Origin of the sequence: Pseudomonas sp. ok272, from assembly GCF_900109995.1 — a bacterium.
Lineage (GTDB): Bacteria > Pseudomonadota > Gammaproteobacteria > Pseudomonadales > Pseudomonadaceae > Aquipseudomonas.
In genome coordinates this window covers 122,236-135,550 of sequence record NZ_FOCB01000008.1, presented here as the reverse complement: position 1 = coordinate 135,550, position 13,315 = coordinate 122,236, and the positions used below count along the sequence as shown (strand labels likewise).

The window sequence follows — 13,315 nt, the reverse complement described above, 5'->3', positions numbered from 1 at the left end:
TTGCAAGCCATCAGATGGACGTGAGGCAACCTTCTTGCAGGTGCAATACACGGTCCATCTGACGTGCCAGGTTCATGTCGTGGGTCACCACCAGGAACGCCGTGCGCATCGAGGTGCTGAGTTCCAGCATCAAGTCCTGGATGCCTTGGGCGGTGTGAGCATCGAGGTTGCCGGTCGGCTCGTCGAGCATCACCAGGCCGGGATTGTTCACCAGGGCCCGGGCGATGGCCACACGCTGGCGCTCGCCACCGGACAACTCCGCCGGCTTGTGCTCCAGGCGATGGCCAAGACCGACCCGTTCCAACAGCGCCGTGGCGCGCTGGCGAGCCTCGGGGATCGCGGTCTTGCCGATCAGCAGCGGCATGCAGACGTTTTCCAGCGCCGTGAACTCGGGCAGCAAGTGGTGGAACTGATAGACGAACCCCAACGAGCGGTTGCGCAGTTGACCACGCGCCTTCTCATTGAGTGCCGACAGCTCTTCACCGGCCAGCCAGACGCTCCCTTTGGACGGCGTATCAAGCCCGCCCAGCAGGTTGAGCAAGGTGCTCTTGCCCGACCCCGAGGTGCCGACAATCGCCACGCGCTCACCCGGATGCAACTCCAGCTGCAAACCGGACAACACCACCACCGACTCCGGACCTTCCTCGTAGGATTTGCCCAGGTCGCGGCAGCTCAAGATTGCTTTTTCAGTCATACCCGACTCACTCATAACGTAGCGCCTGCGCCGGCTGGGTGCGTGCAGCACGCCAGGCGGGGTACAGGGTGGCGAGAAAACTCAGGACCAACGCCGCGCCGCAGACCATCAACACGTCCTGGGCCTGCAATTGCGAAGGCAGGTAGTCGATGAAGTACACGTCAGCGTTAAGGAATTTGTGCCCGATCAGCCCTTCAAGAGCAGAGATGGCCGCGCTGACATTCAGCGCCGCCAACATCCCCACCACCGCACCAATCGCGGTACCAACGACGCCGATTACCGTGCCCTGGACCATGAAAATCGCCATGATCGTGCCCGGCGTGGCACCGAGGGTGCGCAGGATCGCGATATCGCCCTTCTTATCGTTCACCACCATCACCAGCGTGGAGATGATATTGAACGCTGCAACCGCAACGATCAGCAGCAACAGCAGGCCGATCATGGCTTTTTCCATGCGGATGGCCTGGTACAGGTTGCCGTGGGTGCGGGTCCAGTCGCGGGCGTAATAGTGGTTCTCACCCAACTGCTGGGCAATCGACCAGGCGGTACGTGGGGCCTGGAACAAGTCGTCGAACTTCAGGCGCAAGCCTTGCACCTGTTCCGGCTTCCAGCGGTGCAGGCGTGCCAGGTCGTCGAGATTGGTGATCCCCAGGTAGCCGTCGATCTCTCCCGCGCCAACATGGAAGATGCCCACCACGGTGAAGCGCTTCATGCGCGGGAACATCCCGGCCGGGGTCACGGTGACCTCCGGGGCGACGAAGGTCAGCTTGTCGCCGATCGCCACGCCCAGCTTGGCCGCGGCCTTGTCACCGATCACGATGCCAAAGCTGCCCGGCGCCAGGTCGTCGAGTTTGCCCTGCTGCATGAAGTTGTCGATGATCGAGACCTGCCGCTCCAGCGCCGGGTCGATGCCATTGAGCAACACCTTGGACACCTGGCCGTTGTTGGTCAGCAGGCCCTGCATCTGGGTGAACGGCGCGACCGCCTGCACCTGCGGATTCTGCTTGACCTTGGCGGCCAGGCTTTGCCAATCACCGATCGGCTCGCCGGACTCGATGGTCGCGTGGGGCACCATGCCCAGCACACGGGTGCGCATCTCATGATCGAAGCCGTTCATGACCGACAACACCACGATCATCACGACCACGCCAAGGGCGAGCCCGATCATCGACGTCAGGGAAATGAATGACACAAAATGATTGCGGCGCTTTGCACGGGTATAACGCGTGCCAATAAATACGAAGAGTGGTCTGAACATGTCGGGGCTTGTTCGGAGGGAAAAGGAACGTCCTTGTGGCGGGGGTCGATATCCAGCTTTACACTCAGACCACCGCCGCTACCATGGGTTCGCCATGTCGACACTAGATGAAGCAGATCGCCGCGAATACTACCGTATCGAGGACACGATCGCACTGGATATTCAGCCCCTGTCCGGCCCCGCCGCTACAGGCCAGGAAGTGTTGCAAGATACTTCGCCGCTATTCAACCTGCTCAGTGAACTGCACCTGAGCGAATTCGAATCCCAGCACCTGCTGCGCCAGATCAGCGAACGCGATCGAAACACTGCCGCGTACCTGAAAGTCCTGAACAAACGCATCGACCTGCTGGGCCAGGTGGTGGCCTTGACGGTGCTCGGGCAGATCGGCGCACCACAGCCAGTGATCATTTCCGAGGGCGGGATCGACTTCCAGCACCCGACCCCGATTGCCGCCGACAGTCGCCTGGCGGTCAAGCTGGTGCTCATGCCGCAAGCCCTTGGCCTGCTGCTGCGCGCACGCGTGACCCATTGCGACGCCAAGGGCACTGGTTTTGACATCGGCACCGAGTTCGAACACTTGACCGATGCCCAGCGCCAACTGTTGGCCCGCTATATCCTGCAACGACAGGCCCAGGAACGACGCCTGGCCCGTGAACACACTGAATCCGGCAATTAACTAAGGAAGCATCGTGACCCTTATCTACGGCCACCGCGGCGCCAAAGGCGAAGCACCGGAAAACACCCTGACCAGCTTCCAGCAATGCCTCAAGCACGGCGTGCGCCGTTGCGAACTGGACCTGCACCTGTCCATGGACGGCGAACTGATGGTCATTCACGACCCGACGCTCAAGCGCACGACTGACCGTCGCGGCAAGGTCGTCGAGCATACGGCGGCGGACCTGGTGACCTACGATGCGCGCAAGGGCGGGCCGGGCTGGATCACGCCGTGCCCGATTCCAACGCTAGAGGAACTGTTCGAGCAATGCGATTTCGAGCACTGGCAGCTGGAAGTCAAAAGTGCCTCGCGCACCCGCGCCGCCACCACCGTGCTGGCGATCCGTGAAATGGCCCAACGGCACGGTCTGCTCGACAAGGTGACCATCACCTCAAGCTCACGGGAAGTGTTGAAAGCGGCCCTAGACCTGGTGCCCGACGTGTCCCGTGGGCTGGTGGCCGAATACGCCTGGCTCGACCCGCTGAAGGTCGCGCAAAGCTATGGCTGTGAGATTCTGGCGCTGAACTGGACCCTGTGTACGCCGGAACGCCTGGAGAAGGCGCAGCGCCAGGGGCTGCATGTGTCGGTGTGGACGGTCAACGAACCCGCGCTGATGCGCAGGCTCGCTGACTTCGGCGTTGACAGCCTGATTACAGACTTTCCCGGTTTGGCCATTGCCACCCTTGAGAATTGCTGAAATCGGTCTCCCCGGCCGGCTCAGGCCACCGGCCGGAGCCACTCAAAAAAGCCGGTTGAGGCCGTCGTATGCGGCTACCCGATAGGCTTCGGCCATGGTCGGGTAGTTGAACGTGGTGTTGACGAAGTACTTCAGCGTGTTCAACTCGCCCGGCTGGTTCATGATCGCCTGGCCGATGTGCACGATCTCCGACGCTTGATAGCCAAAGCAGTGCACGCCCAGCACTTCCAGCGTCTCGCGGTGGAACAGGATCTTCAGCATGCCTTGTGGCTCACCGGCGATCTGCGCCCGGGCCATGCCCTTGAAGAACGCCTTGCCGACTTCATACGGCACCTTGGCCTGCGTCAGTTCCTGCTCGTTCTTGCCGATCGAACTGATCTCCGGAATGGTGTAGATCCCGGTGGGCACGTCGTTGACGAAGCGCCAGCTACCGTTTTCGATGATGCTGCCAGCGGCCGAGCGGCCCTGGTCATGGGCGGCACTGGCCAGGCTTGGCCAACCGATCACATCGCCCGCGCCGTAAATGTTCTGGATGCAGGTGCGGTAGCTTTCGTCGACTTCGATCTGGCCACGGCCATTGACCTTCACACCGATGTTTTCCAGGCCCAGCGCGTCGGTATTACCGGTACGTCCGTTGCACCAGAGCAAGGCGTCGGCCTTGATCTTCTTGCCGGACTTGAGGTGCAGGATCACGCCGTTGTCCACGCCTTCGACACGGTCGTAGTCTTCGTTATGGCGCACGGTGATGTTGTTATTGCTGAAGTGATAGCTCAGGGCCTGGGAGATCTCCGAGTCCAGGAAGCTCAGCAACTGACCGCGATTGTCCACCAGTTCAACCAGAACCCCCAGGCCGCTGAAGATCGAGGCATATTCGCAACCGATCACGCCCGCGCCGTAAACGATGAGTTTGCGCGGGGTGTGGCCGAGGCTGAGGATGGTGTCGCTATCGTAGATACGCGGGTGGTGGAAATCGATGTCGGCCGGGCGATACGGACGCGAGCCGGTGGCGATGATGATGTGCTTGGCCACCAGTTTCTCGACCACGCCGTTGGCGCACACCACTTCGATGGTCTGCTCGTCAGCGAAGCTGCCGGTACCGAAGAACACATCGACGCGGTTACGCGCGTAGTAGCCGGTGCGCGAGGCAACTTGCTTGGAGATGACCTTCTCTGCGCTCTTGAGCACGTCCGGGAACGAGAACCAGCGTGGCTCACCAATGGCCCGGAACATCGGATTGGTGTTGAACTGCATGATCTGCCGGACCGAGTGCCGCAACGCCTTGGACGGGATAGTGCCCAGGTGAGTGCAGTTGCCGCCAACCTGACGACGACTATCGACCATCGCCACCTTGCGCCCTGCTTTGGCGGCATTCATTGCCGCACCTTCTCCTGCGGGGCCGGAACCCAGCACCACCACGTCGTAGTTGTAGACAGCCATGCGTACTCCTCAGAACAGGCCGCGGCACCCCGTTGGCACCTGCGGCTAAATCATGCCGGCCATGCGGCATGAAGGAACAATTTTGGGGTCAGTCGAAAACCCAGGAACAGTCTATAGAAGCGTCAACGCCGCGCACATTAACCCTTGGTCGCGTCGTAGGCTAGTTTTGCCTGCGCTACAACGCCAGCGATCCTTGCGATTGAAACGCTGTTCATGGGGTTTTCCCAGCATTCAGGCGCTCAAAAGCCTGACTGGTTCGTGTGACGAACCCGGTATCGGTACGCATCACAAAAAATGCCGCGACACCGTGTTTGGCCGCGTAATCCCAGGCTCGCTCGGGCCCCAGGATCAATAACAGCGTCGATAAGCCATCCGCCAGCACCCCCTGAGGGTGAATCACCGTGACCGACGCCAGGTCATGCAGGATCGGCGCCCCGCTGCGGGCATCAAAGGTGTGGGAATAGCGCCGGCCGTCCTGCTCGAAGTAATTGCGGTAGTCTCCCGACGTCGAGACCCCGTATCCGTCCAGCGCCAACACACGCTCGATCACCTGCCGATCATCGCGGGGCTCCTCCAGGGCAACTTTCCAGGGGCTGCCATCGAGCTTCTTACCGACGACCTTGAGTTCCCCCGTGGCCTCAACCAGAAAGCTGTCGATGCCCATGGCCTGGAGTTTTTCACCGATGCGATCGACGGTGTAGCCCGCGGCAATGCTGTCGAAATCAACTTCGACCGGCGCGTCCTTGCACAACTGATCGCCGTCGATCCGCAAGTGCGCATGCCCCACACGCGCGCGCACCTGCGCCAGGGCCGCGGCACTCGGGACCTTTTCCTCCCGACCTTGTGGACCAAAGCCCCATAGGTTCATCAGCGGCTCGACCGTCAGGTCATAGGCGCCGTCGCTGTCCACTGACAACTGCTCGCCAACCCTGACCAACTGCAGCACCGATGCCGGCATCACCTGACAACTGTTGCCCGGCAACGCGTTGAACCGTGAGATGTCGGAGTCACTGCGGTAAGTCGACATCTGCTGATCGACCTCGGCCAGGATCGCCTCGACCTGCGCCTTCACCTCGGCCAAACCCGGATCACCGACACGGCGCACATACTGGATCGAATAGGTGCTGCCCATGGTCGGGCCGGCGAAATGCACCTGGGACTCACCCTGGCCACATCCCACCAGTCCACTGGCCAACAGCGCACATCCAACCGCCCGCTTCCATCCACTGCGCAATGCCACCGACGTCTCCCGCTAATTGTCTGCCCTGCCAGTCAGCACTTTCCAGGGCTGGCCATTATGTGACAGATCGCTGCCTGCTTTTTATCGATCGTCGAACGGTGAATCTCATTCCGCCATGGTGCCCACAGCGGCGGGGGCTTCAGCGATCCAGCTCGCTCAGAATCCGGTAGGCCAGGCGAATCCGCGCCTCATTGGGGTAGCTCTTGTTGGCCAGCACCACGATGCCAAGTTTTTTCGAAGGCACAAACGCCACGTAGGCCGAGAACCCACCCGTGGAGCCAGTCTTGTTGATCCAGACCGCCTCCTGAGGCGGCAGCGGCGGACTCAGCGGTGTGACGGCATGGCTCTCAAGAATCATCGGGTCGGCGTTGCCTTCCAGCAACGTCGCCAATGCCACTGGATAGCCGTACTGCTCCCAAATCAAGTCCTGGGTCATGGCCCCGACCCGAAAGTAACCCACGCGCGTCTGTGCCAGCGCCTGGCCCAGAATTGCCTCAACCTTGACCATCCCCAGGTTGGCCTCGACAAAGTGGATCAGGTCCGCGGAACTGGTCTTCACCCCATAGGCCTCGTCACCCAGCACGCCCGGGTTCAACCTGACCGGCGCGTCCTGCTTGTTGTAGCCCTGGGCATAGCGCGGCATTGCGTTCGCTGGCACGTTGATGAAGCTACTGCGCATGCCCAACTGCGGGAACAGTTGCTTCTCCAGGGCATCCGCGAATGGCAGCTTCATACTGTCCGCCACCAGCAGCCCGAGCATACCGATGCTGGGGTTGGCATAGGTGCGCTGGGTTCCCGGCGGGTAGGTGGGCGTCCACGCCTTGAAGTACTGCATCAGTTGCGGGTGGTTTTGCACCTGATCCGGGACCTGCAAGGGGAAACCACCGGCGGTGTGGGTGGCCAGGTTGAGCAATGTCACCTGGTCGAACGCACTGCCCGCCAGCTCAGGCAGGTACTTGCCTGGATGGTCCGCCAGTGAAAGCCGACCATTGGCCTGGGCATAGGTCGCCAAGGTTGCCGTGAAGGTTTTACTGATCGAGCCGATTTCAAACAACGTTGCGCTCGTGACCTGCTGCTGCGTGTCCCTGGAAGCCACTCCGAAGTTGTAGAACTGACGCTTGCCGTCGTGGGTGACGGCAATGGCCAGGCCGGGAATGTGGTAGCGCTGCATGACGTCCCGAGCAGCGTTTTGCACGACGCTATCGATGGGTGACGTCTGGGCAGCGGCCATGGCGACCTGGCTGAAGGCGCTCACGCAGGCCAACGCAAGCCAGGCAGTACAGCGCTTTTGGATCAAGTTCATGCAACACACCTCCACGTCTTTATCGGAGCAAAAAAGCCCAAGCCATCCTCTCGATTCAACCCCCACAAACAAAAACGCCCCGACGGTGTCGAGGCGTTTTCATCGGCGGCTAGGGCTTAGCGCGGGAAGGCTGGCGGGTTTACACCGGCCATGTCTTCCATCACGCGAATTACCTGGCAGCTGTAACCGAACTCGTTGTCGTACCAAACGTACAGAACAACGCGGTTGTCTTGGGTGATGGTCGCTTCAGCGTCCACTACACCGGCGTGGCGCGAGCCAACGAAGTCGGTGGACACCACTTCCTGCGAGTTGACGAAGTCGATTTGCTTATGCAGATCGGAGTGCAGCGCCATGTAGCGCAGGTACTCGTTCATCTCTTCACGGGTGGCGGCTTTCTCAAGGTTCAGGTTGAGGATGGCCATCGACACGTTTGGCGTTGGAACGCGGATCGCGTTACCGGTCAGCTTGCCGGCCAGCTCAGGCAGGGCCTTGGCAGCAGCGGTAGCGGCACCGGTCTCGGTGATCACCATGTTCAACGCTGCGCTACGACCACGGCGATCGCCTTTGTGGAAGTTGTCGATCAGGTTCTGGTCGTTGGTGTACGAGTGAACGGTTTCAACGTGGCCGTTGATGATGCCGAACTTGTCATTCACAGCCTTGAGCACCGGCACGATGGCGTTGGTGGTGCAGGAGGCGGCGGAAATGATCTTGTCGTCGGCGGTGATCTCGCCGTGGTTGATGCCGTGAACGATGTTCTTCAGCTTGCCTTTGCCAGGCGCAGTCAGCACCACGCGGTCGACACCCGGGCAAGCCAGGTGCTGGCCCAGGCCATCAGCGTCACGCCATACACCGGTGTTGTCCACCAGCAGCGCGTTCTTGATGCCGTACTGGGTGTAGTCCACTTCAGTCGGGTTCTTGGCGTAGATAACCTGGATCAGGTTGCCGTTGGCCGTGATGGTGTTGTTGGCTTCATCGATGGTGATGGTGCCATCGAACGGACCATGTACCGAATCACGACGCAACAGGCTGGCACGCTTGACCAGATCGTTATCAGCACCCTTGCGCACAACGATGGCGCGCAGACGCAGGCCGTCGCCACCACCGGTTTTTTCGATCAGGATGCGCGCCAGCAGACGGCCGATACGACCGAAGCCGTACAGGACAACGTCAGTGCCTTTGCGGGCGGAGACGTTTTGCTGACCTACCACATCGGCCAGTTCTTCGCGCACGAACTGCTCGGCGCTACGGCCGTTGCCTTCGGCCTTGAATTTGACTGCCAGCTTGCCCAGGTCGACCGAAGCAGCGCCGAGCTTGAGTTCGCTCATGGCTTTGAGCAGCGGGAATGTTTCGTGAACGGACAATTCGCTGTCATCGGACTGACGATGACGCGCAAAGCGGTGCGCTTTGAGAATCGCGATGACTGAACGGTTGATCAGGCTGCGGCCATAGATCGAGCTCACCACATTATTATTGCGGTAGAGCTGACCGATAAGCGGAATCATCGCTTCTGCGAGTGCTTCACGGTCGATCCATTCACCAAGACACTGGTCGGGCTTCTGAGTCACGGGAACCTTCCACATGTAGGGGCTGAAAAAAGGGGCTACATTATGCCGCCGAGTCCCTCCCGTAGCAATGCGCGCCTGTCGCGCAACCCGTAACAAAATCGTCTTCAAAAAAAATAAGGCACGCGCAAAGCCCTTAAAACCGGGGCTTGCAGCGCAGGCTATGTTTTGGGGAGCACAGCGCCATGTCTGTAACCCTCCGTAACACCGCACCATTTCGGCACTACATATCCCGTAAATAACCAGCCGTTTTTGTCATTACCACTACATTTTGCGCAGAGTGTGTAGATAGACACAGTCTGCAACTGACAGCCTGCACCCGAGGCCGCTACACTTACCGACTTTGTCGCAACGCTTGGAGCTCAACCTTCCGTGCCCGTTCTGCGTCTACCGCTTCTCCCTGCCGCGGCAGGTAAACAGCATTGGGGCAACCTGCCCGGTGCCGCCCTGAGCCTGGCCATCGCCGAGGCCGCCAGCGCTGCCAAGCGCTTCACCCTGCTCGTGACCGCCGACAGCCAAAGTGCTGAACGGCTGGAACAGGAGCTGAGTTTTTTCGCCCCCGATTTGCCGGTGCTGCATTTCCCCGACTGGGAAACCTTGCCCTACGATTTGTTCTCGCCACACCAGGACATCATTTCCCAGCGCATCGCCAGCCTCTATCGACTGCCCGAGCTGAGCCATGGCGTGCTGGTGGTGCCGATCACCACGGCCCTGCATCGACTGGCGCCGACCAAGTTCCTGCTGGGCAGCAGCCTGGTGCTGGACGTCGGCCAGAAGCTCGACGTCGAGCAAATGCGCACGCGGCTTGAAGCTACCGGCTATCGGTACGTCGACACCGTGTATGAGCACGGCGAATTCACCGTGCGCGGCTCGCTGATCGACCTGTTCCCGATGGGCAGCAAACTGCCCTACCGCATCGACCTGTTCGATGACGAAATCGAGACGCTGCGCACCTTCGATCCGGAAAACCAGCGCTCCATCGACAAGGTCGAGTCGGTCAAGCTGTTGCCGGCGCGCGAGTTCCCACTGCAAAAGGATGCCGTTACCCGCTTCAAGGCGCGGTTTCGTGAGCGCTTCGACGTGGACTTCCGCCGTTGCCCGATCTTCCAGGACCTGAGCAGCGGGATTACACCCGCCGGCATCGAGTACTACCTGCCGCTGTTCTTCGACGAAACCTCCACCCTCTTCGATTACCTGCCCCAGGACACCCAAGTGTTTTCCCTGCCGGGCATCGAGCAGGCCGCGGAAAACTTCTGGAACGATGTGCGCAATCGCTATGAAGAGCGCCGCGTCGATCCATCCCGCCCTTTACTGCCTCCCGCCGAGCTGTTCCTGCCGGTGGAAGACTGCTTCGCCCGGCTCAAGGGTTGGCCGCGCGTGGTGGCCAGCCAGCAGGACGTGGAAACGGGCGTAGGCCGCGAGCGCTTCCCCGCTCGGGAGCTGCCGAACCTGGCGATCGAAGCCAAGGCCAACCAGCCGTTGGCCGCGCTGGCCAGCTTCCTCGACGAATTCCCCGGCCGCGTGCTGTTCACCGCCGAATCGGCGGGGCGCCGCGAAGTGTTGCTGGAACTGTTGCAACGCTTGAAGCTGCAACCAAAAACGGTCGACAGCTGGCCGGACTTCGTCGCCAGCAAAGCCCGCCTGGCGATCACCATCGCCCCCCTGGACGAAGGCCTGCTGCTGGACGACCCGGCCCTGGCGCTGGTGGCCGAAAGCCCGTTGTTCGGCCAGCGCGTGATGCAGCGCCGTCGTCGCGAGAAGCGCACCGACGCCAACAACGACGCGGTGATCAAGAACCTCACCGAACTGCGCGAAGGGGCGCCGGTGGTGCATATCGACCACGGCGTCGGCCGCTACCTTGGCCTGGCGACCCTGGAGATCGACAACCAGGCCGCCGAGTTCCTCACGCTGCAATACGCCGAGGGCGCCAAGCTCTACGTGCCGGTGGCCAACCTGCACTTGATCGCCCGCTACACCGGCAGTGATGATGCGCTCGCGCCGCTGCACCGCCTGGGCTCCGAGACGTGGCAGAAAGCCAAGCGCAAGGCCGCCGAACAGGTACGCGATGTGGCCGCCGAGCTGCTCGACATCTATGCCCGCCGCGCCGCCCGCGAAGGGCATGCCTTCGCCGATCCGAAGGCCGACTATGCCACCTTCAGCGCCGGCTTCCCGTTCGAAGAAACCCCAGACCAGCAAACCACCATCGATGCCGTGCGCGCCGACATGCTCGCGCCCAAACCGATGGATCGCCTGGTGTGCGGCGACGTGGGTTTCGGCAAGACCGAAGTTGCCATGCGGGCGGCGTTCATCGCCGTGCACGGCGGCAAGCAGGTGGCGATCCTGGTGCCCACCACCCTGCTCGCCCAACAACACTACAACAGCTTCCGTGATCGCTTCGCCGACTGGCCGGTGACCGTGGAAGTGATGAGCCGCTTCAAGTCGACCAAGGAAGTGAATGCCGCGGTAGCCGACCTGGCCGAAGGCAAGATCGATATCGTCATCGGCACCCACAAACTGCTGCAAGACGACGTCAAGATCAAAAACCTGGGGCTGGTGATCATCGACGAAGAGCACCGCTTCGGTGTGCGCCAGAAAGAACAGCTCAAGGCCCTGCGCAGCGAAGTCGACATCCTGACCCTGACCGCGACGCCTATCCCGCGCACGCTGAACATGGCGGTATCGGGCATGCGCGACCTGTCGATCATCGCCACGCCGCCGGCCCGCCGACTGTCTGTGCGTACCTTCGTCATGGAGCAGAACAAGAGCACCGTCAAAGAGGCACTGCTGCGCGAATTGCTGCGTGGCGGCCAGGTCTACTACCTGCACAACGACGTGAAAACCATCGAGAAATGTGCCGCCGACCTCGCCGAACTGGTGCCAGAAGCGCGCATCGCCATCGGCCACGGACAAATGCGCGAGCGCGAACTCGAGCAGGTGATGAGCGACTTCTATCACAAGCGCTTCAACGTGCTGATCGCCTCGACCATCATCGAGACCGGCATCGACGTGCCCAGCGCCAACACCATCATCATCGAGCGCGCCGACAAGTTCGGCCTGGCGCAATTGCACCAGTTGCGCGGCCGGGTTGGGCGCAGTCACCACCAGGCATACGCCTATCTGCTCACGCCGCCACGCCAGCAAATCACCCCGGACGCGGAAAAACGCCTGGAAGCCATCGCCAACACCCAGGACCTCGGTGCCGGCTTCGTGCTCGCGACCAACGACCTGGAGATCCGTGGTGCCGGCGAACTGCTGGGCGACGGCCAGAGCGGGCAGATCCAGGCAGTCGGTTTCACGCTGTACATGGAAATGCTCGAACGCGCGGTGAAGTCGATCCGCAAGGGCGAGCAACCGAACCTCGACCAACCCCTGGGCGGTGGGCCGGAAGTCAACCTGCGGGTGCCCGCACTGATTCCCGAAGACTACCTGCCGGACGTTCACGCACGGCTGATCCTGTACAAGCGCATTGCCTCGGCCACCGATGAAGAAGGTCTCAAGGACCTGCAGGTGGAAATGATTGACCGCTTCGGCCTGCTCCCAGAGCCGACCAAGAACCTGATACGACTGACCCTGCTCAAGCTGCAAGCCGAGCAACTGGGGATCAAGAAAGTCGACGGCGGCCCGCAGGGTGGGCGTATCGAGTTCGACGCGCAAACACCGGTCGACCCACTGACGCTGATCAAGTTGATCCAGGGCCAGCCCAAACGCTACAAGTTCGAAGGGGCCACGATGTTCAAATTCATGGTGCCGATGGAAAGCCCGCAAGAGCGCTTTAATACAGTAGAGGCGCTGCTTGAGCACCTCACTCCGAAATCTGCTTGAAGGACGCCCTATGCGCCTGTTTCGCTCATTGACCCTGTTGTTGACGTTGATCGCCCCCACCGCGTTTGCCGACAGCCTGTATCAAGTTGAAATGATCCTGGTCCGGCAAAACGCCGTGCCTGCCATCGTCAGCCGCCCCGCGCCCGAAGACTGGGCTGCAGGTGCGCAACCCGTGACTGCCGCCGACCTGCGCACGCCAAGCCTCAACGCCGAAGTGGAAAAGCTGCAGGCCAGTAGCGACTACACCGTGCTGCTGCACAAGGCCTGGCAACAGAACCTCGGCGAAAGCGCCAGCAAGGTCTCGATCAGCGACGGCCCCGAGCACTTCGGCCAGTTCCCGATCCAGGGCACGCTGGACCTGAAGCTAGGACGCTTTACCGATGTGGACGCCAAGTTCTGGGTCAATCAATTCGACAGCAACGGTCTGGCCAGCAGCACGGAGCGCCTGCAACAGGAAAGCCACACCAAAAACGGCCAACTCAATTTCCTCGACAACGGTCACCTGGGCCTGCTGATCAAGATCACCTCGCTGACGGCGCCCGCGCAGCGACAAGCCCCCGCTGTCGACCCGGACTGATTGAAGTCCC

General features: G+C 61.3%; 10 protein-coding genes. 4 read left to right on the top strand and 6 right to left on the bottom strand.

The window, feature by feature from the left end; translation table 11 throughout:
* Positions 1-10: 10 nt before the first annotated feature.
* On the bottom strand, positions 11-694 hold the full coding sequence (gene lolD, locus BMW74_RS13645) for a lipoprotein-releasing ABC transporter ATP-binding protein LolD (RefSeq protein ID WP_175479217.1): 684 nt from the start codon (positions 692-694) through the stop codon (positions 11-13).
* Positions 695-701: 7 nt separating this feature from the next.
* Complete coding sequence (locus BMW74_RS13640) at positions 702-1,952, bottom strand: lipoprotein-releasing ABC transporter permease subunit (RefSeq protein ID WP_093421001.1); 1,251 nt, start codon at positions 1,950-1,952, stop codon at positions 702-704.
* A 94-nt stretch (positions 1,953-2,046) separates the two neighbouring features.
* Between BMW74_RS13640 and BMW74_RS13635 the strand changes: the two genes are divergently transcribed.
* Together BMW74_RS13635 and BMW74_RS13630 are read left to right on the top strand one after the other, a co-directional pair.
* On the top strand, positions 2,047-2,628 hold the full coding sequence (locus BMW74_RS13635) for a PilZ domain-containing protein (protein ID WP_093420997.1): 582 nt from the start codon (positions 2,047-2,049) through the stop codon (positions 2,626-2,628).
* 13 nt (positions 2,629-2,641) lie between these two features.
* Complete coding sequence (locus BMW74_RS13630; RefSeq protein ID WP_093420993.1) at positions 2,642-3,364, top strand: glycerophosphodiester phosphodiesterase; 723 nt, start codon at positions 2,642-2,644, stop codon at positions 3,362-3,364.
* Positions 3,365-3,406: 42 nt separating this feature from the next.
* Here BMW74_RS13630 and sthA read toward each other — a convergent pair whose 3' ends face one another.
* The 4 genes from sthA to BMW74_RS13610 form a co-directional block, all read right to left on the bottom strand.
* Positions 3,407-4,801: a Si-specific NAD(P)(+) transhydrogenase gene (gene sthA / locus BMW74_RS13625; RefSeq protein ID WP_093420990.1), complete on the bottom strand. Its 1,395-nt coding sequence runs from the start codon at positions 4,799-4,801 to the stop codon at positions 3,407-3,409.
* A gap of 211 nt (positions 4,802-5,012) precedes the next feature.
* Entirely contained in the window at positions 5,013-5,999 is a 987-nt protein-coding gene (locus BMW74_RS13620; RefSeq protein ID WP_256562572.1) for an FAD:protein FMN transferase, read from the bottom strand.
* A gap of 181 nt (positions 6,000-6,180) precedes the next feature.
* Positions 6,181-7,344: a class C beta-lactamase gene (ampC, locus tag BMW74_RS13615; RefSeq protein ID WP_093420985.1), complete on the bottom strand. Its 1,164-nt coding sequence runs from the start codon at positions 7,342-7,344 to the stop codon at positions 6,181-6,183.
* Between the two features lie 116 nt (positions 7,345-7,460).
* On the bottom strand, positions 7,461-8,924 hold the full coding sequence (locus BMW74_RS13610) for a glyceraldehyde-3-phosphate dehydrogenase (RefSeq protein ID WP_093420980.1): 1,464 nt from the start codon (positions 8,922-8,924) through the stop codon (positions 7,461-7,463).
* A 354-nt stretch (positions 8,925-9,278) separates the two neighbouring features.
* On the opposite strand from BMW74_RS13610, the gene mfd reads away from it, so the two are divergent.
* On the top strand, positions 9,279-12,728 hold the full coding sequence (mfd, locus tag BMW74_RS13605) for a transcription-repair coupling factor (RefSeq protein WP_093420975.1): 3,450 nt from the start codon (positions 9,279-9,281) through the stop codon (positions 12,726-12,728).
* Positions 12,729-12,738: 10 nt separating this feature from the next.
* A complete protein-coding gene (locus BMW74_RS13600) occupies positions 12,739-13,305 on the top strand; it encodes a CsiV family protein (protein WP_093420970.1) in 567 nt (188 codons plus the stop codon).
* Positions 13,306-13,315 lie beyond the last annotated feature (10 nt).